This window comes from Rhizobium sp. BK538 (assembly GCF_014197575.1).
Taxonomy (GTDB): Bacteria; Pseudomonadota; Alphaproteobacteria; order Rhizobiales; family Rhizobiaceae; genus Rhizobium.
Window position 1 is genome coordinate 24,527 of record NZ_JACIFT010000031.1, and the last position, 18,488, is coordinate 43,014.

The window sequence follows — 18,488 nt, forward strand, 5'->3', positions numbered from 1 at the left end:
GTCAGCTTGCGCCGTATTTCACCGCGGTAATCGTCACCGGTCCGTATTGCGTCGGAATACGGACGTAGACCGGAGCATATACATTTGCCGCATCCGACTTGGCAAACCAGATTTCCATCCGGCTGCTCTTGCTCAGATAGTCGATGTCGCTGCGACCCTTCTTGTAGCCGGAGCGAGGGACGAACCGCACGCTGCATACGGTCGCCTTGCCGTTGAAACCCGCCGTCGAGAAGTTCTGCGCACCCTTGGGCGATAGCACCAGATCCATGCGCATTTCGCCATCGTAGATCGGCAGCTTCTGGGCGCAGACATTGGTGTCTGCGGGAAAGATCAGGCCCGAGATCGGATCGAGGACGGAGCGCATGTCGCTTGCCGGCACGCTGACCCAGTTATTCGGAGGTTTCCGAGGCGGCTTGACTGTCGTCGAGGTGATATTGCCGTTGCTGTAGCGCACCTCGTATGTGCGGGCGCGCTTGCCGCTCTTGTAGTAGAGATAGTAGCGGGACGCCTGCAGCCGGTCGCCGCGCAACACGCCGTCGACGCTTGTCTTGGCCGAGATATTGGTGACGAGATCGGCAAGGCCGGCCGAACTGATGTCGCCGGAGACCCTGTAGCTCTTGTCGTCCTCGATCTTCGTCAGGAAGGCGGCGCGGGCGATTGTCAGGATTCCTAGGGAAACCCTGTATTCCGTGCGATGCACGATCTCGCTTGCGCCGGCCGGAACGGCTATCAGCGCAGCTATCGCGGATATCAGAATGCGTTTGCCCGGATGAGCCATGAAATGAACCTTGTTCTGGCAGCTGGTAAAGCCGTTCATCACGGTCTATACGCCTGTCTCACAACGAAGCAAACACGAGCTTTTTGACAGAATTGCGGGAAATGCCAAGGTTTGGCTTGACGCGCCCGGCCTGTCTGACTATAGAACCGCAACTTTCCAATCATGGCCTGTTGGATTGCTAACCCGGTTTTGCGCGGGCATGCAACCGATGGCCGAGAAAAACAAGAATAGGTGTTCCATGTCCCGCATGTGCGAATTGACCGGCAAGGCAGTCCTGACTGGTAACAATGTCAGCCATGCCAACAACAAGACCAAGCGCCGGTTCCTCCCGAACCTGTGCCAGGTTACGCTGATCTCCGACGCGCTCGGCCAGCGTTATCGTCTTCGCGTTTCGGCTGCTGCTCTTCGTTCCGTCGAGCATCGTGGCGGTCTCGATGCCTTCCTGATCAAGGCAAGCGAAAATGAACTGTCGATGCGCGCTCGTCTGCTGCGTCGCCAGATCGTCAAGAAGACTGCCGAAGCCGCTGCTGCCTAAGCTTCGACCGCTTCTTCTTCATACGGCTTCGAAAGGCTTGTACGGATGATCTCCGGACAAGCCTTTTGCTTTGCCGGTCTTTCCCTCCAACTGGTGGCATACCCCAGGATAAAAAAATGCTGACGACGCGCGCTACGCTTATCTATGTCGCACTGATGACGCTGGTCGTCGTCGCCTCGAACTTCCTCGTGCAGTTCCCGCTGAATGCCGAGTTCGCCGGCATCAATCTGGCCGACATCCTGACCTGGGGTGCCTTCACCTATCCGGTCGCCTTCCTGATCACCGATCTTACCAACCGTCAATTCGGCCCGCAGGCTGCCCGCAAGGTCGTCTTCGCCGGCTTTGTCGTCGGCGTGGCACTGTCCTTCTACACCTCGGTTCCGCGCATCGCGATCGCCTCCGGCTCGGCCTATCTCGCCGGCCAACTGCTCGATATTTCGGTTTTCAACCGCTTGCGACGGCAGGCCTGGTGGCACGCCCCGCTCGTCGGCTCGCTGATCGGCTCGATGCTGGATACGGCGATCTTCTTCTCCTTCGCTTTCGCGGCCTTCTTCGTCCTCCTCGGCCCGAACGATCCCTTCGCGCTCGAATCCGCCCCGATCCTCGGCGTCTTTACCGCACAGGCGCCGCGCTGGATTTCCTGGGCAATCGGCGACTTCGCGGTGAAGATGATCGTCGGCCTCGTGATGTTGCTGCCCTACGGCGCACTGATGAACGTGCTGCGCCCGATGCGGGCCGCCACCGCCCGCTAGGCATGCGCGCCCGCCTAGAATTTCATTCCTAGGCTATTCGGCGGAGCTATCGCTCCGCCTTTTTTTATCGGCAAGGACCCCGGGACGACTTGCCGAAAAGATACTCGCCGCGACACTTTGCGGCCACGCTCGAATGCAAAAAGAATCTATGTATGCCATGCACGGCGGTGGTAGTTGATGACGTTTTTATGACAGATAGTGTCGCAATCGCATCGAACCGGAGGACCAATCGTGAGCGAGAAGCGGAAGCGAGTTTATGAGGCGCTCTTGGACGGCGCGACGGAAGGTCTTTCCGGCAAGGCGCTTTTCGATTTCGTGCTGGAACGGTGTCCCAAAGCCACCAGCAAGAAGATCGTGCGTGCCTCTTTGCTGGCCCTGACCGATCCTGACGTCACCGACCGGAACGTTCTGCATACTATCTACGCGCTCGCCATCGCCCACCGGATGGATGAAGTAGGCTCTACCGGCGATCCAGACGACGATGAGAATCCGACGGAAAAGACCCCCCGTGCTGCGGAAACTGAAGAAGAAGCGCGCATCCGCTTCGGCACCAGCAGAGGCTAAGCAGATCTGAGCCGGGAGCAGCGGGGCGAGAAGAACGCCGATTGACCACCGAGCAGGATGCGCCGAGCGCCGCCTCTCCCCGCATCGCCTCCGAAGAGGCCGCCGCCGCGGCTGCATCGCGGGGCGTGCACGCTATCGTCATCCGCCTGCCTCCGTCGGTTCATGGCGACGGTGACCACGGCTTCGTGCCGTTGCTGATCGGCATCGCCCGCGCGAAGGGCCTTTCGGTCTATGCCGGCGAAGGAGGCAATCTCTAGGCCGCCGTGCACAGACTGGACGCAGCCAGACTCTACAGGCTGGCGCTTGAAAAGGGCAAGGCGGGCATCCGCTATCATGGCGTCGCTGAAGAGGGCGTTCGCTTCCGGGAGATCGCCGAGGTCATCGGCCGCCGGCTGAATGTGCCGGTCGTTTCCAAGTCTCCTGAGGAGGTGGCCGTACACTTCGGCTGGATTGCGCATTTCGCGGCGATGGACAATCTCGCCTCGAGCAAGCGCACGCGCGAAGAACTGGGTTGGAAGGCAACCGGTCCTGGGCTGATCGCGGATATCGACCGGCCGGTCTATTTCGGCGGCTGACGCCGAGCGGTCATCTCTGCAGGCGAGCCGTGTCGCCGGCTCGCGGCTCCACCAGCCGGAACTCCAGCATGAGATTGCGTTGCAGGATGGAGTGGTTGTCATCAGAGACGATCACCACATGCGTGGTCCCATCCTCGGCCGCGAAGACATCCAGGCCTTCCATATTGTCGATCTGATAGCTGAAGTCACCCTGCAACAATATCTCGCCGTCCATGACAGCGCCGGGGCGGATGTCGGCAGCCTTGATGCGGCGGATGCGCATTCCGATGCCTTCTACGACGTTGAACCGCCGCTCCAGCAGCAAGAGGTCGCCATTCGGCAGGAAGGCTCCGTCCGTCGCGTCGAAATCGCCATAGTGAGCGAGCGACAGCCGTCCCTTCAACGGCCCGTCCAGAATCGCGGCATAGGCATTGCCGTCGATGTCTAAGCTGCGTTCGGCCACGATTAATGTCCCGCCCTTGAGGGCACTGTCCACGGGAGAAACGGCGATGGTCTCAAAGCCGCGGTTGCCACGCAGCGATCGTTCGGGGAACGGAATGGGAATGGTGTCGATCGCACGCGATGTCTCGAAGCCGGGGTCGGGATAGACGTCGACGCGGTGGTCCTGCTCGAAGGAAACGAGAATCTGGTCGCCATGAAGCGCGATACCCTCGGCATCCATATACCCCTTGCCTTCAAAGCTTTGCTCGTCGCGATTCTTCATCGGGGTGATCACGACATCGGCGAGGCCCGACAGGCGCCCTTGAGGATCGCGCTCGATGCGCCCGGTCATCCAGTGGCCGGTGTCGAGCACGCCGACAAAATACGTTCGGTCCGATCGAAAGCGGATCGATGACAGCGAGCCGAACAGCCGCTGCGGCGAGACCATTTCCAGCCCGCCGAGGAATTCGAGGGGACCGAAGCGAGTTTTGTCCGAACCGATCTTGAAATCGGTGATGACGCGGCCGCGGACCTCGACGTCACCATCGGCAAGCGCTGGCAGCGTGAGGGCCGCCAGGCCGAGGGCGACTGAGATCAGCCTGGCGAACGGCTTTCGGAGCATCCAGAAAGCGTCCTTTCGCGGTTAGCTGGCGCGACGGAGGCGACCGCCCCGCGGCTGGACGGACTTGTCTTCGAAGAGCGACGCAAGCTGCTCCGTCATGGCGCCGGCCAGCTCGTCCGCATCGACGATCGTCACGGCGCGCCTATAATAGCGCGTCACGTCGTGGCCGATGCCGATCGCCAGGAGCTCGACCGGCGAACGCGTCTCGATCCGATCGATGACGGCGCGCAGATGGCGCTCCAGGTAGTTGCCCGGATTGACCGACAGCGTCGAATCGTCGACCGGCGCACCGTCGGAGATCATCATCAGGATGCGGCGCTGCTCGCGACGGGCGAGCAGGCGATTGTGCGCCCAGATCAGCGCCTCGCCGTCGATGTTCTCCTTGAGCAGGCCCTCGCGCATCATCAGGCCGAGATTGGCGCGCGCCCGGCGCCAGGGAGCATCGGCGGACTTGTAGATGATGTGGCGCAGATCGTTGAGGCGACCCGGCGTCTGCGGCTTGCCGCTACCAAGCCACTTCTCGCGCGCCTGCCCACCCTTCCAGGCCTTTGTGGTGAAGCCCAGGATCTCGACCTTGACGCCGCAACGCTCCAGCGTGCGGGCCAGGATATCGGCGCAGGTGGCTGCGACCGTGATCGGGCGGCCGCGCATCGAGCCCGAGTTGTCGATTAGAAGCGTCACGACGGTGTCGCGGAACTGCGTGTCGCGCTCCATCTTGAAGGATAGCGCCTGCATCGGATCAATGATCATGCGCGTCAGACGCGCCGGGTCGAGATAGCCTTCCTCGAGATCGAAATCCCAGGAGCGGTTCTGCTGCGCCATCAGCCGGCGCTGCAGGCGGTTCGCGAGACGGCCGACCGCGCCCTGCAGGTGTGCCAGCTGCTTGTCGAGGAAGGCGCGCAGGCGTTCCAACTCGGCGGCGTCGCAGAGCTCTTCGGCGGTGATCGTCTCGTCGAATTCCTCGGTGAAGACGTGGTAGTCGACCTTCTCGTTGACGTCGTCGAAGGGAGTGTTCGGACGGCGGGTTTCGCCCGGCGTCTCTGAATCTTCCTCGCCTTCCTCCTGCATGTCATCGTCGGAGATTTCGGCGCCTTCGGTCTCGCCGTCCTCCATTTGCTCGTCGGCGACTTCGCTGTCCTCTACCGGTGCGGCGTCGGAACCGGCGTCGTCATCGACTTCGTCCTGATCCTGCTCGTCGCCGTTCGGCTGGTTTTCCTGATCAGATTCGTCATCGGATTCAGGATCGCTGGCGTCGTCGCCATACTCTTCCGCCATCTCCATGGCCGAGAGCATGTGGCGGATCACCTTGGAAAAGGCCTGCTGGTCGCTGATGACACCGGGAAGGTTGTCGAGGTCGGATCCGGCCTTCTCCTCGATGAAGGAGCGCCAGAGATCGAGCACCTTGCCCGCCGATGCCGGCGGCGTCTCGCCGGTCAGCTTCTGGCGCACCATCATGGCGACGGCTTCGCCGATCGGCGCATCCTCCTGCCGCTCGATGCCGGAGAAATTCGCCTTGGCGTATTTCTCCTCGGTCATCGATCGGAGGTTTGCAGCAACGCCTTCCATGCGCAGCGCACCGATCGATTCCACGCGCGCTTGCTCGACAGCGTCGAAGATCGCCCGCGCGTCGGAGCCTTGCGGCGCCATCGTCGCGTGCACCTTGTCGTCGTGGCACGCAAGCCTCAACGCCATCGAGTCGCCAAGCCCGCGCGTTACCGCCAGCTCATGCATCGTCGGACGCTTGGAAAGCTCCGGCAGACGAATCCGCTCGGCAGTCATTCCAGGACGTTCGTTGGCGAAGGTCACCTCGACGTCGCCGTCGCCGGCAATCGCGCGAACGCTGCCTGATATCGCCCGGCGCAACGGCTCGACGTCGACTGGCGAACCCGGCTTTGCTTTCGAATTGTCACCGCGAGCTGCCATGATCGGTCGGCCTCAGGCCTCCAGAACGATGTTGGCGGCGCTTTCCTTCAGCTCGACGCCAAAAGCGCGCTGATAGTGCTCGGCCACCAGCGGGCGCTCCAACTCGTCGCACTTGTTGAGGAAGGTAACGCGGAAGGCGAAGGCGAGGTCGCCGAAGATCTCGGCGTTCTCAGCCCAGGTGATCACGGTGCGGGGGCTCATGACGGTCGACAGGTCGCCGTTCATGAAGGAAGCGCGGGTCAGATCGGCAACGCGGACCATCTTGGACACGGTATCGCGCCCATTCTTGTCCTTGCCGAAGCTCTTCACCTTGGAAGCGACGATGTTCACTTCATGGTCGTGCGGCAGGTAGTTCAGTGTCGTCACGATCGACCAGCGGTCCATCTGTGCCTGGTTGATCTGCTGCGTGCCGTGATAGAGGCCGGTGGTGTCACCGAGGCCGATCGTGTTTGCCGTGGCAAACAGCCGGAAGGCCGGGTGCGGACGGATGACGCGGCTCTGGTCGAGCAGCGTCAGGCGGCCGGACGATTCCAGCACGCGCTGGATGACGAACATCACGTCGGGGCGGCCGGCGTCGTACTCATCGAAGACGAGCGCGACGTTGTGCTGGTAGGCCCAGGGCAGAATGCCGTCCTTGAATTCCGTGACCTGCAAACCGTCCTTTAGAACGATCGCGTCCTTGCCAACGAGGTCGATGCGGCTGACATGGCTGTCGAGGTTGATACGCACGCACGGCCAGTTGAGGCGGGCTGCGACCTGCTCGATATGCGAGGACTTGCCCGTGCCGTGGTAGCCGGAGATCATCACGCGCCGGTTATGGGCGAAGCCAGCAAGAATGGCGAGCGTCGTCTCGCGGTCGAAGAGATAGTCGGGGTCGAAATCCGGAACATAGGCGCTGCCCTGGCTGTAGGCCGGAACGCGAATGTCGGAATCAATGCCAAAGACCTCCCTGACCGAAACGGTGGTGTCCGGAATCTCCGAAATATCAAGGTCAATCTTGCTCATCATGTCTCCAAGGCGGGTGACCGACACCCGACCATACTGTCTTCAGCCCATATCGCTACCATGACGCCGCAGATCAGGTCCGCGCCCGCTCATGTCGGAACGTCGGCGATGCTTCTCCGGGACTGAAACGAAACCTCGGGGGCGACAAAATCCATCGCTTGCGAGCATTCTTGAACAAAGTCCCGGACAAGAAACGCCGCGCCCGGAAGTGGCCGAGGCGCCTGTGGGACAAACGCAGAAAGTTATGCCGCGGTTGCCTGCGGCCTCAGCCGATTTGGGACCATACCTGATTGAAGACCAAGAGCAAGGACGGGAACTAACAAAAACCGTTCTGCTTCAATAATTGATAGGCCTGGATGACGGCGCGGAACCGCTCTTCCGAACCGCGGTCGCCACCGTTGGCGTCGGGATGGTGCTTCTTGACCAGTTCCTTGTAGCGGCTCTTGATCTCCGAGGAGGTCGCGCTAGCATCGAGACCCATCGTGTCGAAAGCCTTAGCTTCCAGGCTTTTCAGCTTGCGCTGTTCGGGAAAGCGGGGACCGCTGCCCTTGGTGCCGTTGACGAAGCCGAAGGGATCTCGCACGCGATATGAACCCGACCGCAGATCGGAATGCAGCGGGCTGTTCTTGGCGGCCTTGTTCACGCCGACCGTCCAGGTCGGGCGATGTCCGGTAATCGCCTCCTTCTGGTAGCGCGCAATCTCGCCGTCGGAGAGGCCTGAGAAGTAGTTGTACCCCTTGTTGTATTCCTTCACGTGCTCGAAGCAGAAGAGAAAGAACTGCCCCTCGGCATTGCGTCCGACAGGAGCGCGATGCACGCCTTTCTTGTCGCAGCCATCCCACTGACAGGCGGGGGGGGCCTGTTCGGTTTCCTGCTCGCGTTTGCGGCGGGTGCGGATGCGGTCGAAATATTTGGAATCGAGTCTCATGGCGGCACTAATTATGGGCCCGTAGCGAGGCCACAACAAGAATTGACAAACCGGAATGTTGCTGGCTTGGTGGGAACCTTTTTCGCAAAGCAACGAGACCATGACCCTGCGGACCCGAATCGAAGAAAAGCTGACCGCCGCGTTCGCGCCCGAGCGCCTCAGCGTCATCAATGAAAGCCATCTTCATGCGGGCCATCAGCCTGACATAACGGGGACAGGCGAGACTCATATGCGGGTGCGCATCGTGTCCGCCAAATTTGCCGGCATGCCACGACTGGCGCGGCACCGTGCGATCACAGAGCTTTTGAAACCAGAACTGGATGCGGGACTACATGCGCTTGCCGTGGAGCCCGCAGCGCCCGGCGAACCGGTGCGCTGGTAGGCGGCTGTCCCTATAGAGGAAGCGCACCACTCCTTCGGAAGAGCGCCGGACAGTTGTCAGCGGACAAGAAGTGCCGTGCCATAGAGCCCGAGCGCGAAGAAGGTATGGGCGACGAGATTGAGGACGCGCACCTTGTTCGGATTGGGCGTCTTTGAGGCGGCGACGCCGAGCCCCATGCCCGGCTGCATCAAAAACCAGCCGGCACCGACGGTGACGATGGCGAAGATCCAGGCCGGCAGGAAGGTCGGTGTGTCGAGCCAGGCGGAGCCGACGAGCAGCACGAGCAGCAGTCCGTAGATGATGCCGACGGCATAATGGCCGATCCAGCCGAGCGCCTGCTCGTGGCGATAGGGTTCGGCAGTATTGATATCATCGTGGAAGACGCGCCCCTTGGCGACTTCCTTGAACCAGCGACCGGCCGGCGCCCAGTTCGGCAGGCCGCCGCCGGTTATCGCGCCGTAAATCACCGTCCAGATGTCCATGAGCGCGGTCGCGCCGATACCGACAATCACAGAACGCCAGATAATATCGAGCATAGGAAATCCCATTAAGAAATGCCGCCAGCGCCCGGCCGGATCGGCGGAAGGTCAGGCCGGGCCGGCCTCGTTTTCCTCCGCCGGCCGGATGCGAAGCTTCGTGATGCGGTTCTTCTCACGCTTCATAACGATGAAGCGCTTTTCGTGGAAAGTGAAGGCCTGACGCTCTTCCGGGATCGTCATCGACTCGTGAATGACAAGGCCGGCGATCGTCGTCGCCTCCTCGTCCGGCAGATGCCAGTCGAGAGCGCGGTTGAGATCGCGGATCGGGACGTTGCCATCGACCACGATCGAACCGTCCGCCTCCTGGCGCACGCCCTGTATATCGATGTCGTGCTCGTCGGCAATATCGCCGACGATCTCCTCGAGGATGTCTTCAAGCGTCACAATGCCCTGCACCTCGCCGTATTCGTCGACGACCACGGCAAAGTGCTGCTTGCGGCGCAGGAAGGCGTTGAGCTGGGCTTCGAGACTGGTGCTGTCAGGCACGAACCACGGCTTCTGGGCAATCTTGGCGATATCGAGATGTTCCGGCTCGGCATCGCGCTCGGCGAGCGCCCGCAGCAGGTCCTTGGAGTGAACCACGCCGATGATGTTGTCCGTGGAGCCGCGCCAGAGCGGCATGCGGGTAAAGGGGCTTTCGAGGATCGTCCGCACGACCACCTCAGGCGGATCGTCCGCATTGATCGCCCGCATCGCCATACGGTGGACCATGATGTCGGAGAGCTCGAGCTCGCCGAGATCGAGGACGCCGCCCAGCCGATCACGGTCTGCCTTGACGAATGATCCCTCGCGATGCAGCAGATCGACGGCGCCGCGCAGCTCCTCGTGGGCGGAGAGCATCGAGGTCTCCCGCGAGAGATTGATACCGAAGAGCGAGAGAAGCCGGCGCACGATCGCATTGACAAAGGAGGACAGCGGGCCGACGACCGCGACGAACAGCTTGACCGCATAGGCGACATTGAGCGCAAACCGATCCGGCGTCGAAATCGCCCAGCTTTTCGGCAGCACTTCGGCGAAGATGACCAGGATGACGGTCATTGCGAGAGTGGCAAGCGCCACGCCGGAGTTGCCGAAGAGGCCGAGAAAAAGGCTAGTCGCCAGCGACGAAGACAGGATGTTAGCCAGATTGTTGCCGATCAGCAGCGCACCGATCAGCCGGTCACGGCGTTCGATTAGCTGGCGCACCAGCCCCGCGCGCTCCTCGCCATTGGCTTCAAGCGTGTGGATGCGGCTGCGGGAGACCGCCGTCAGCGCCGTCTCCGAGCCGGAGAAGAACGCGGACATGAGCACGAGGGCCACGATGGAGACAATTTCCGGCCAGTATGCGGAAAGAAATGCCAACGTGCCGTCGAGGGTCATTGCGGGTGTTTCTCCTTGAGGAAGCTCAGCACTTCCGAGGCGGGAACATCATTGGCGACAAAGGACTGTCCGATGCCGCGGGTGAGGATGAAGGTCAACTTGCCACCCTTCACCTTCTTGTCCTGGGCGATCGCGTCCATCAGCACCTCGGCAGGTGGCAGCGTGCCAGGAATTTCGGCCATGCGCGTCGGCAGACCGACGGCCTTCAGGTGGCGTTCGACGCGGCCGGCGTCATCAGGGCTTGCAAGGTTCATGCGCGCCGAGAACTCGTGCGCCAGAACCATACCAATCGAAACGCCTTCGCCATGGACGAGACGCGCGCTGTCATAGGCGGTTGCCGCCTCCAGCGCATGGCCGAAGGTGTGACCGAGATTGAGGAGCGCGCGTTGCCCGGTCTCGCGCTCGTCGGCAACGACGACGTCGGACTTTGCCTGGCAGCTCGTAGCGATCGCCTCGATGCGGGCCGCCCCGCCGGCAAAGACCGCCTGCCAGTTGGCTTCCAGCCAGGCGAAGAAATCCGGCTTGTCGATCAGGCCGTACTTCGCGACCTCGGCATAGCCCGCGCGAAACTCCCGCGCGCTCAGCGAATTCAGCACGTCGGTGTCGGCGAGCACGAGGTCAGGCTGGTGGAAGACGCCGATGAGATTCTTGCCGTGGCGGCTGTTGATGCCCGTCTTGCCGCCGACAGAGGAATCGACCTGCGACAGCAGCGAAGTCGGCACCTGCACGAAACGCACACCGCGGCGCACGATGCCGGCGGCAAAGCCGGAGAGATCACCAATGACGCCGCCGCCGAGCGCGATGACATAATCGTTGCGCTCGATCCGCGCTTCGAGAACCTTGTCGCATACGGTCATCAGGTGCTCGAAGCTCTTGGTCTTCTCGCCCGCCGGCAGCACGAGGGTCGCCGAGGCGATGCCTGCCGCCTCGAGGCTTTGGACGAGCGCGTCAAGATAAAGCGGCGCCACATGCGCATCGGTGATGACAGCCGCCTTGCGGCCTTTCAGGCGTGCAGCGATCTCAGCGCCGGCGCGCGCAATCAGGCCCGGCCCGATGAGGATATCATAGGCGCGCTCGCCAAGCGGCACGTGAACCTTGCGTTCGGAGGCGGAGGCAATCGCATTCATCAGGCTGCACTTTCGGTTCGGGAGTCGATCACGGCTTTCAGAACCTCCTCCGCCATCAGTTCCTTGCGTACGTCGCGCGAGAGGACGGTGAGGTCGGCGAGTTCGTAGATCGGATAACGCGCGTTCATCAGGCTTTCGAGGGTCTGCTTGGGGTTCTCGGTTTTGAGCAACGGCCGCGTATCGCGCTTGCTGACGCGCTCCCAGAGAACGTCGAGGTCCGCCTTCAGCCAGATCGAGACGCCGCCCTTCTTGATATGCTTGCGCGTCCGGTCGTTGATGAATGCGCCGCCGCCGGTGGAAACCACGCGCGGACCGTTCTTCAAAAGGCGCTTCATGACGCGGCTTTCAAGCGCACGGAACTCTTCCTCGCCGTAAGCGGCGAACAACTCGCTTATGGACATGCGAGAGACTTTCTCGATCTCGGCGTCGCTATCGACGAAAGGGATGCCGAGCTGATGTGCGACGATCCGGCCAACGGAGGATTTGCCTGCGCCCATCAATCCGACCAGGATCAGATTGCGAGAACCGAGCGCAGCACGAGCCCTGTCTTTCAAGCTTTCGGCAACGGTCAGAACTGGGTCGCTCATTGGTCCATTCACACTTTGTTTGCGAACGGTATCGACAAATGCAGGTGTAGCGTCAAGTCGCGGGCAAGGGAAACGTGGTTCAAATGCATCTTCTTGCACTTGCAAACATGCTTCTTCATAAAGAAGTAGAGCCATGGAGTTGTTGAATGCCGAGTTTGTTCCGTTTTCTCGCCATATTGGCGATCATCGCCGGTGCGATATACGGAACGATGTGGGCACTGGTTGCTTTCGTCGAGCCGCAGGAGCGCGACGTGACGATCCGCATTCCGTCCGAGCGGATCAACCCTCCGTCGACCGGCGCCATCAACCCGTCCAAGAAGTGAGCCGATGAAGGATCTCGGCTGGGTTCACGTCGAAGCCTTTCTGGAAATGATGAGCGCGGAGCGGGGCGCGGCGGCAAATACGCTATCCTCCTATGAGCGCGACCTCGATGATCTGCACGGCTTCCTGAATAGCAAGGGAGTGCGCCTGATGGACGCGGCATCAGCGGATCTTTCGGCCTACCTGTCCTCGCTTGCCGCCCAAGGGTTCAAGCCTTCCTCGCAGGCACGGCGGCTGGCCGCGATGCGCCAGTTTTATAAATTCCTTTATGCCGAGGGCCTGCGCACCGACGATCCGACTGGCGTACTCGATGCGCCGAAGAAGGGCCGGCCACTGCCGAAGACGATGGGTGTCGACGAGGTGGGCCGACTGCTGGAGCAGGCGGAAACCGAAGCTCATGACCCTGCCCCCGGCCAGCTTCAGCGGCTTCGGATGCTGGCTCTTCTCGAACTCCTTTACGCGACGGGGATGCGCGTCAGCGAGCTTGTTTCGCTTCCCGCCCGCGTGCTCGATCAGGATGGGCGTTTCCTGATGATCCGCGGCAAGGGCAGCAAGGAGCGGCTTGTACCGCTGTCGCAATCGGCGATCGCCGCGTTGAAGCTCTACGGCCGCATGCTCGCCACCGAGAACGCCGCCGCCAAGGTCCCGCAGGAAAGCCCGTGGCTGTTTCCGGCAGCCTCCAGGGAAGGCTACCTGCCGCGTCAGGTTTTCGCGCGTGACCTGAAAAATCTTGCGATCAGGGCAGGTCTCACCCCATCTATGATCTCGCCGCACGTTATGCGGCACGCATTTGCAAGCCATCTTCTCGCCAATGGCGCGGATCTTCGCGTCGTTCAGGAACTGCTCGGACACTCGGACATTTCTACCACGCAAATTTATACGCATGTGTTGGAGGAACGGCTTCAACAACTGGTCCAAACGCACCACCCCCTTGCCAAACAGGCTAAAAAGCAGGAATAGGACCCGCAACAAAGGGCGAGCTCATACTAAGCAGCCCCGGCAAAAGGAACGGAAACGCACCTCATGCACAACTATCTCGACTTCGAAAAGCCGATCTCCGACCTCGAAGGCAAGATCATCGAACTGAAGAAGCTCGCCACGGAAGACGAGAGCATCGACACGTCAGATGAAATCGGCAGGCTCGAAGTTCGCGTGCGCGAAGCGATGGTCGATATATATTCGAAGCTCAACGCCTGGCAGAAGACGCAGGTTGCGCGCCATCCGCAGCGACCGCATTTCGTCGATTATGCTAAGACGCTGTTTCAGGAATTCACCCCGCTCGCCGGCGACCGCAAGTTTTCCGAAGACGCCGCGATCCAGGCCGGGCTTGCCCGCTTCCGCGGCCAGCCTGTCGCCGTTCTCGGCCAGGAAAAGGGCAACGACACGAAGAGCCGCCTGAAACACAACTTCGGCAGCGCTCGTCCCGAAGGCTACCGAAAGGCGATCCGCATCCTGGAAATGGCTGACCGCTTCGGCCTCCCGGTTATCACCCTCGTCGATACGGCAGGCGCCTATCCGGGCGTCGGCGCCGAAGAGCGCGGTCAAGCCGAAGCCATCGCCCGCTCGACGGAAATGTGTCTTTCGGTGAAGGTGCCGATCGTCTCGGTCGTCATCGGCGAAGGCGGCTCGGGCGGCGCAATCGCGATCGCCACCGGCAACCGCGTCTACATGCTGGAGCATGCGATCTACAGCGTCATCTCGCCGGAAGGTGCCGCCTCGATCCTCTGGCGCGATTCCGCCCGCGCCAAGGAAGCGGCCACCAACATGAAGATCACGTCCGAGGACCTGAAGGCGCTCGGCATCATCGACGGCATCATCAGCGAGCCGCTCGGCGGTGCGCATCGCGATCCGGACAGCGTGATCGCGGCTACCGGCGATGTCATTGCCAATGCTCTCGGCGAACTTTCCAACCGCACCGGCGAGCAGCTTCGCAACGACCGCCGGCAGAAATTTCTCAACATGGGCCGCAATTTGTAGTGCACAAACGCGCGGCTGCGCTGTGAATGAGGCCAAACCTTGGCCACAATAATGTTATCAATAACGTTCCTACTTGCGGGGGACGCGAGCGCGCTTCATAGGCTGCTAAGAGTTTGTGAACCATAGTCAGCCTATGATTCGCCCCGCGCTCGTCGCGGCCGGGTTGCATACTGTTGATGGGCTATTTTGAATGCGCATTCGTCATTTTGCATATGTTTCCCTGATGGCGCTGGCCCTGGCCGGCTGCAACGATGCATTGGAAACCGCCCAGGTCGACCTCTCGAGGGTCAAGAACAAGGTCGAGCAACCGCTCCCGCCGCGCATCCTGTCCGAGATCTCCGCCAAGGGCATGCAGCGCAATTCGCCGATCATGATCCGCATCTTCAAGGAAGAAGGCGCACTGGAGATCTGGAAGGCGAAGACCGACAATCGCTTCGACAAGATCGCCGACTACAAGATCTGCGCCTGGTCGGGCCGCCTCGGTCCGAAGGTGAAAGAGGGTGACCGGCAGGCGCCGGAAGGCTTCTATGACCTGACGCGCGCCAACCTCAATCCGAATTCGAAGTACTACCTCGCGATCAACACCGGCTTTCCGAACCGCTATGACGCCGTCAACGGCCGCAATGGCACCAATCTGATGATCCACGGCGCCTGCTCGTCGTCAGGCTGCTATTCGATGACCGACCAGCAGGTTCTGGAGATCTACGCCTTCGCCCGCGACGCCTTCGCCGGCGGCCAGTCGACGGTACAGCTTCAGGCCTTTCCCTTCCGCATGACCGCGGAGAACATGGTGCGGCATCGCCTGAACCCGAACATCGAGTTCTGGAATATGCTGAAGGTCGGCTACGACAACTTCGAGGTCACGAAGCGTCCTCCTGAGGTGAATGTCTGCGAGAAGAAGTATGTCTTCAACCAGCAGGCAACCGATAATGGCGCCTTCAACCCTGCCGGAGCGTGCCCGGCAATGTCGACGCCGCCAGCGCTGACCGCCGCCCTTGCCTCCTACGGCAAGACCTACGATGCCGACTACACCAAAGCCATGAAGAAGTATGACGGCATGGCCTGGTACGATCCGAGCGAGGCCGAACGCAAGGCCGTGGTTGCTAAGCTGCGGAAGGGTCGCGAGCTTGCCTACGCGCCGACCGGCACCTCGCTGGAAGCAGGCAAGATGGTCAAGGTCGCCGAGCTCGAAGAGATGATGTCGAGCAAGACCGCATCCACGGTCGCCGCCAATGCAGCGCCCGGTGCCGCGCCGGCAACGCCCGAAGCAAAGGAAATCGCCGTCGCCGCTGCCGTTCCGGCCCAGGTTCCGGTCCCCACGCCGAGCCCTCTGGCATTCGCGCCGGTGGAACAGCCGGAGCCAGTGGAGGTCGCCTCAAAGAAGCCGTTCTGGAAGTTCTGGGGCAAGGATTGATGGCGTGAGCGCCATTCTCTACGACCTGCGCGGGCTGAAATGCCCGCTTCCGGTGCTGAAGACGCGCCGCAAGATGTCCTCGCTGCAGAAGGGTGCATTGATCCGCGTCGAAACGACCGATCCGCTCGCCGGGATAGACATCCCTCATTTCTGCAGCGAAGACGGCCACGAGCTCATCGAGACCGAAAAGACTGAGGCCGGCCACCGCTTCCTCATCCGCAAGGGCTAGAGCCTTTCAGAACCGCATGCCCGGTACGGCAAGCGGATTGTCGTTCAGCGCCGTCCGATCCGGCGTATCGATGCGCGGCTTGCCGAGGAACGCATCGAACAGATCCTTGACGAAAGCTTCCGGCAAATCCTTGGTGATCAGGACCATGCGCGTGCGGCGGTCCTTAGGGTCCGGCCAGGCCGGCAGGCGCGACGGCGGATGGAAGATGCTCTGCACGCCATGAAGGACCAGCGGGCGATCGGGGCGATCCGATACCGCGACGATCGCTTTCATCCGCAGCAGTTTTTCGCCGTGCGCCGACCGCAGGAGGTCGATGAACATATCAAGCGCCATCGGGTCGATCGGCTTCTCCTCGACGATCGAGAAGGAACGGATCGAGGCATCGTGACGGTTCACATCATGCGGGTCCTGATGATCGTGTCCGTGATGATGGAGATGATGATGTCCGTCAGCGCCATGGTGATGGTGTTCAAGGTGGTGGTGCGCGTCATGCGCATCCTCGTCCCGCAGCCAGCGGCCAACGTCGGCGATCTTGCTTGCCGGATCGTAGAGGCCGTTGACGAGGACACCCACCTGCCCTGCTTCGACGCTGTCGGCATCCATCAGCGCCGCGCGCGGATTGAGCGCATCAAGACGCGCTTCCAGCACCCCCGACACCTCCGATGAAGCCATCGTCCGCTTGGAGAGAATCAGCCGATCAGCGACCGCGACCTGCTTTACCGCCTCCTCGTGATTGTCGAGGGTCTGCGAACCGTTGACCACATCGACCACCGTCACGATGCCATCAAGGTCGAAATTGGTGGCGATGATGGGGTTACCCATGATTGCCTGCATGACGGGCGCGGGGTCGGCAAGACCCGTCGTCTCGATCACAACGCGCTTCACCGGCTTGACGCGGCCGGTCTGCACCGCGTCCATGAGGTTTGCCAGCGTATCGACCAGCTCGCCGCGCACCGTGCAGCACAGGCAGCCATCCGACAGCTCGATGATCGAGTCGCCAGAGCTTTCCACCAGCAGGTGATCGATGCCGATATCGCCGAACTCATTGATAATGACAGCCGCATCCTTCATCGCCGGATCCTTGAGGATACGGTTTAGCAGCGTCGATTTGCCGGCGCCAAGAAAGCCGGTCAGGATGGTGACCGGTATCCGATCGGAAGCAGCGCTCATCTCAAACTGACCTTAGAAGGAGGTGGCCGGACGTGGCAGCGGCACCGGCACGTTGGCAACCGTCCCTGCGGTCTCCGCGGTCGCCAGCTTGTCCGGCTGTGGTTCGTTTTGGCCCGGAATCAGTCCCGCGAAGACGAAGTTCGGCTCGTGGTCCATTTCCTGGATATAGGGCGACTGGACCTTCATCCGGCCGACCTCGTCGCGCGTTTCGCTGCGGACCTTGGCACCCTTGGCGCTGCAGATATCGGCGGAAATGTCGGTGACCTGATCCTGGCCCGGCCCGTAAGGTCGCAGCGAGGCGAGCGTGTCGGGAGCGGAAAACTGCGAGGTGAAGCCCTTCTGCAGCAGGTCGGCGGACGCATCCGCACGGGCCGCAAGGCTGTCGGTGCCGAGGACGACGGAGATCAGCGTGCGGCCGTTGCGGGTCGCCGAGGCGATCTGGTTGAAGCCCGAGGCGCAGATGAAGCCGGTCTTCATGCCGTCGGCGCCTGCGAAACGGCCGATCAGGGCGTTGATGCTCGGCACATTCTTGGTGCCCGTCGTGATGCCTTCAAGCGAGAAATATCCGGCATATTGCGGGAACTCGCGGCGCAGTGCGACGGAAAGAACGGCAAGATCGCGCGCCGTCGTATACTGGCCCTTGCCCGGCAGGCCGTTCGGATTGACGAAATGCGAGTCCGTCATGCCAAGCTTCGCCGCCTCGGCGTTCATCTTCAAGACGAAGGCTTCCTGTGTGCCGGCGACCGCCTCGGCGACGGCGACTGCGATGTCATTCGCCGACTTGACCATCAGGATCTTCAGCGCGCTGTCGAGCGTCAGCTTCTGACCGGGCTTGAAATACATCTTTGCCGGCGGCTGGGCGGCCGCCCGCTTGCTCATCACGATAGGCGTATCGAGGCTGATCTGACCGGCGCGAACCGCATCGAACACCGTATAGACGGTCATCAGCTTGGTGAGCGAGGCCGGGTACCATTTGCGGAACGCCTCGTCGTGCTCCAGCACGCGGCCGCTCTGGACATCAACGAGAATATGCGGGTTCGCATAGGCTTGGGCGGAGGCCGAAAGAGTGATAGCGGCTGCGGAAGCTGCGATTGAGAGCGGCCGCAAGGCGGCAAGCAAACGATTCTGGCGCGTCGACACGGTTCGTCCTTAAAGATGTCCGGAAGTCTCGAAAGTTTCCCCTATTTAACGTATATGGCCATGACATGGCAAAGGGCCTTGACTAAGTTATTTCTGCGGCATCGTGTCCCCGCGACCCGGTTCCGTCCCGTTTCGATTTCA

At 61.5% G+C, this 18,488-nt stretch carries 20 protein-coding genes and 1 pseudogene; 10 read left to right on the forward strand and 11 right to left on the reverse strand.

The genetic code is table 11. From position 1 onward, the window contains the following. Position 1: 1 nt before the first annotated feature. On the reverse strand, positions 2-778 hold the full coding sequence (locus FHX09_RS26980; RefSeq protein WP_037081934.1) for a DUF3108 domain-containing protein: 777 nt from the start codon (positions 776-778) through the stop codon (positions 2-4). Positions 779-1,016: 238 nt separating this feature from the next. Here FHX09_RS26980 and rpmB point away from each other — a divergent pair, with 238 nt between their 5' ends. The 4 genes and pseudogenes from rpmB to FHX09_RS27000 form a co-directional block, all read left to right on the forward strand. Next, complete coding sequence (gene rpmB, locus FHX09_RS26985) at positions 1,017-1,313, forward strand: 50S ribosomal protein L28 (protein ID WP_007789441.1); 297 nt, start codon at positions 1,017-1,019, stop codon at positions 1,311-1,313. Positions 1,314-1,429: 116 nt separating this feature from the next. Then, positions 1,430-2,065 carry a queuosine precursor transporter gene (locus FHX09_RS26990; RefSeq protein WP_132594359.1) on the forward strand — a complete coding sequence of 212 codons (636 nt, stop codon included), beginning with the start codon at positions 1,430-1,432 and terminating at the stop codon, positions 2,063-2,065. Between the two features lie 231 nt (positions 2,066-2,296). After that, on the forward strand, positions 2,297-2,629 hold the full coding sequence (locus tag FHX09_RS26995; RefSeq protein ID WP_184450885.1) for a hypothetical protein: 333 nt from the start codon (positions 2,297-2,299) through the stop codon (positions 2,627-2,629). Positions 2,630-2,688: 59 nt separating this feature from the next. Further along, positions 2,689-3,204: pseudogene (locus FHX09_RS27000) on the forward strand (3-beta hydroxysteroid dehydrogenase); the annotation flags it as partial. Positions 3,205-3,214: 10 nt separating this feature from the next. Here the strand turns inward: FHX09_RS27000 and FHX09_RS27005 are convergent. The 4 genes from FHX09_RS27005 to FHX09_RS27020 form a co-directional block, all read right to left on the reverse strand. After that, positions 3,215-4,246 (reverse strand): esterase-like activity of phytase family protein, encoded by a 1,032-nt coding sequence (locus FHX09_RS27005; protein ID WP_184450887.1) that lies wholly within the window; start codon positions 4,244-4,246, stop codon positions 3,215-3,217. A gap of 21 nt (positions 4,247-4,267) precedes the next feature. Continuing rightward, positions 4,268-6,169, reverse strand: a complete 1,902-nt coding sequence (cobT, locus tag FHX09_RS27010) for a cobaltochelatase subunit CobT (RefSeq protein ID WP_184450889.1) — start codon at positions 6,167-6,169, stop codon at positions 4,268-4,270. Positions 6,170-6,181: 12 nt separating this feature from the next. Further along, a complete protein-coding gene (gene cobS, locus FHX09_RS27015) occupies positions 6,182-7,174 on the reverse strand; it encodes a cobaltochelatase subunit CobS (RefSeq protein WP_007789452.1) in 993 nt (330 codons plus the stop codon). Positions 7,175-7,490: 316 nt separating this feature from the next. Beyond that, on the reverse strand, positions 7,491-8,102 hold the full coding sequence (locus tag FHX09_RS27020) for a J domain-containing protein (RefSeq protein WP_007789454.1): 612 nt from the start codon (positions 8,100-8,102) through the stop codon (positions 7,491-7,493). A gap of 100 nt (positions 8,103-8,202) precedes the next feature. Between FHX09_RS27020 and FHX09_RS27025 the strand changes: the two genes are divergently transcribed. Then, on the forward strand, positions 8,203-8,484 hold the full coding sequence (locus FHX09_RS27025; RefSeq protein WP_184450891.1) for a BolA family protein: 282 nt from the start codon (positions 8,203-8,205) through the stop codon (positions 8,482-8,484). Between the two features lie 56 nt (positions 8,485-8,540). On the opposite strand, the gene FHX09_RS27030 is transcribed toward FHX09_RS27025, so the two are convergent. The 4 genes from FHX09_RS27030 to FHX09_RS27045 are packed head-to-tail and all read right to left on the reverse strand — an operon-like array spanning position 8,541 to position 12,096. Continuing rightward, positions 8,541-9,020, reverse strand: coding sequence for a DUF2938 domain-containing protein (locus tag FHX09_RS27030; RefSeq protein ID WP_007789458.1), 480 nt, complete (start codon positions 9,018-9,020; stop codon positions 8,541-8,543). Between the two features lie 51 nt (positions 9,021-9,071). Further along, a complete protein-coding gene (locus tag FHX09_RS27035) occupies positions 9,072-10,382 on the reverse strand; it encodes an HlyC/CorC family transporter (RefSeq protein WP_007789460.1) in 1,311 nt (436 codons plus the stop codon). Then, positions 10,379-11,509 (reverse strand): 3-dehydroquinate synthase, encoded by a 1,131-nt coding sequence (gene aroB / locus FHX09_RS27040; RefSeq protein WP_132594367.1) that lies wholly within the window; start codon positions 11,507-11,509, stop codon positions 10,379-10,381. Before aroB ends, FHX09_RS27035 begins: the two co-directional genes overlap by 4 nt. Then, the gene (locus tag FHX09_RS27045) at positions 11,509-12,096 is read right to left on the reverse strand and encodes a shikimate kinase (protein WP_007789464.1); all 588 of its coding nucleotides are present in this window, start codon (positions 12,094-12,096) and stop codon (positions 11,509-11,511) included. The genes aroB and FHX09_RS27045 overlap by 1 nt, the downstream gene beginning before the upstream one ends. A 146-nt stretch (positions 12,097-12,242) precedes the next feature. Here FHX09_RS27045 and FHX09_RS27050 point away from each other — a divergent pair, with 146 nt between their 5' ends. The 5 genes from FHX09_RS27050 to FHX09_RS27070 all read left to right on the forward strand — a co-directional run bounded on the left by FHX09_RS27050 (position 12,243) and on the right by FHX09_RS27070 (position 16,037). Continuing rightward, complete coding sequence (locus FHX09_RS27050) at positions 12,243-12,419, forward strand: hypothetical protein (RefSeq protein WP_007789465.1); 177 nt, start codon at positions 12,243-12,245, stop codon at positions 12,417-12,419. A 4-nt stretch (positions 12,420-12,423) separates the two neighbouring features. Beyond that, positions 12,424-13,377: a site-specific tyrosine recombinase XerD gene (xerD, locus tag FHX09_RS27055; RefSeq protein WP_132594369.1), complete on the forward strand. Its 954-nt coding sequence runs from the start codon at positions 12,424-12,426 to the stop codon at positions 13,375-13,377. Positions 13,378-13,440: 63 nt separating this feature from the next. After that, positions 13,441-14,394: an acetyl-CoA carboxylase carboxyltransferase subunit alpha gene (locus FHX09_RS27060; protein WP_007789470.1), complete on the forward strand. Its 954-nt coding sequence runs from the start codon at positions 13,441-13,443 to the stop codon at positions 14,392-14,394. Between the two features lie 190 nt (positions 14,395-14,584). Next, positions 14,585-15,808 carry a murein L,D-transpeptidase family protein gene (locus FHX09_RS27065; protein ID WP_132594371.1) on the forward strand — a complete coding sequence of 408 codons (1,224 nt, stop codon included), beginning with the start codon at positions 14,585-14,587 and terminating at the stop codon, positions 15,806-15,808. 4 nt (positions 15,809-15,812) lie between these two features. Then, positions 15,813-16,037, forward strand: coding sequence for a sulfurtransferase TusA family protein (locus FHX09_RS27070; RefSeq protein WP_132594373.1), 225 nt, complete (start codon positions 15,813-15,815; stop codon positions 16,035-16,037). A gap of 6 nt (positions 16,038-16,043) precedes the next feature. Here FHX09_RS27070 and FHX09_RS27075 read toward each other — a convergent pair whose 3' ends face one another. Next, positions 16,044-17,207 carry a GTP-binding protein gene (locus tag FHX09_RS27075; RefSeq protein WP_132594375.1) on the reverse strand — a complete coding sequence of 388 codons (1,164 nt, stop codon included), beginning with the start codon at positions 17,205-17,207 and terminating at the stop codon, positions 16,044-16,046. Between the two features lie 12 nt (positions 17,208-17,219). After that, a complete protein-coding gene (locus FHX09_RS27080) occupies positions 17,220-18,347 on the reverse strand; it encodes a D-alanyl-D-alanine carboxypeptidase family protein (RefSeq protein WP_132594377.1) in 1,128 nt (375 codons plus the stop codon). Positions 18,348-18,488 lie beyond the last annotated feature (141 nt).

What these genes read in the sequence shown, in the direction of transcription:
- FHX09_RS26980 (WP_037081934.1), bottom strand. Translation starts at nt 778, where the DNA reads ATGGCTCATCCGGGCAAACGCATTCTGATATCCGCGATAGCTGCGCTG.
- FHX09_RS26990 (WP_132594359.1), top strand. Translation starts at nt 1,430, where the DNA reads ATGCTGACGACGCGCGCTACGCTTATCTATGTCGCACTGATGACGCTG.
- xerD (WP_132594369.1), top strand. Translation starts at nt 12,424, where the DNA reads ATGAAGGATCTCGGCTGGGTTCACGTCGAAGCCTTTCTGGAAATGATG.
- FHX09_RS27050 (WP_007789465.1), top strand. Translation starts at nt 12,243, where the DNA reads ATGCCGAGTTTGTTCCGTTTTCTCGCCATATTGGCGATCATCGCCGGT.
- FHX09_RS27045 (WP_007789464.1), bottom strand. Translation starts at nt 12,096, where the DNA reads ATGAGCGACCCAGTTCTGACCGTTGCCGAAAGCTTGAAAGACAGGGCT.
- FHX09_RS27005 (WP_184450887.1), bottom strand. Translation starts at nt 4,246, where the DNA reads ATGCTCCGAAAGCCGTTCGCCAGGCTGATCTCAGTCGCCCTCGGCCTG.
- cobT (WP_184450889.1), bottom strand. Translation starts at nt 6,169, where the DNA reads ATGGCAGCTCGCGGTGACAATTCGAAAGCAAAGCCGGGTTCGCCAGTC.
- FHX09_RS27065 (WP_132594371.1), top strand. Translation starts at nt 14,585, where the DNA reads ATGCGCATTCGTCATTTTGCATATGTTTCCCTGATGGCGCTGGCCCTG.
- FHX09_RS27025 (WP_184450891.1), top strand. Translation starts at nt 8,203, where the DNA reads ATGACCCTGCGGACCCGAATCGAAGAAAAGCTGACCGCCGCGTTCGCG.
- FHX09_RS27060 (WP_007789470.1), top strand. Translation starts at nt 13,441, where the DNA reads ATGCACAACTATCTCGACTTCGAAAAGCCGATCTCCGACCTCGAAGGC.
- aroB (WP_132594367.1), bottom strand. Translation starts at nt 11,509, where the DNA reads ATGAATGCGATTGCCTCCGCCTCCGAACGCAAGGTTCACGTGCCGCTT.
- FHX09_RS27075 (WP_132594375.1), bottom strand. Translation starts at nt 17,207, where the DNA reads ATGAGCGCTGCTTCCGATCGGATACCGGTCACCATCCTGACCGGCTTT.
- FHX09_RS27020 (WP_007789454.1), bottom strand. Translation starts at nt 8,102, where the DNA reads ATGAGACTCGATTCCAAATATTTCGACCGCATCCGCACCCGCCGCAAA.
- FHX09_RS27030 (WP_007789458.1), bottom strand. Translation starts at nt 9,020, where the DNA reads ATGCTCGATATTATCTGGCGTTCTGTGATTGTCGGTATCGGCGCGACC.
- rpmB (WP_007789441.1), top strand. Translation starts at nt 1,017, where the DNA reads ATGTCCCGCATGTGCGAATTGACCGGCAAGGCAGTCCTGACTGGTAAC.
- FHX09_RS27035 (WP_007789460.1), bottom strand. Translation starts at nt 10,382, where the DNA reads ATGACCCTCGACGGCACGTTGGCATTTCTTTCCGCATACTGGCCGGAA.
- cobS (WP_007789452.1), bottom strand. Translation starts at nt 7,174, where the DNA reads ATGAGCAAGATTGACCTTGATATTTCGGAGATTCCGGACACCACCGTT.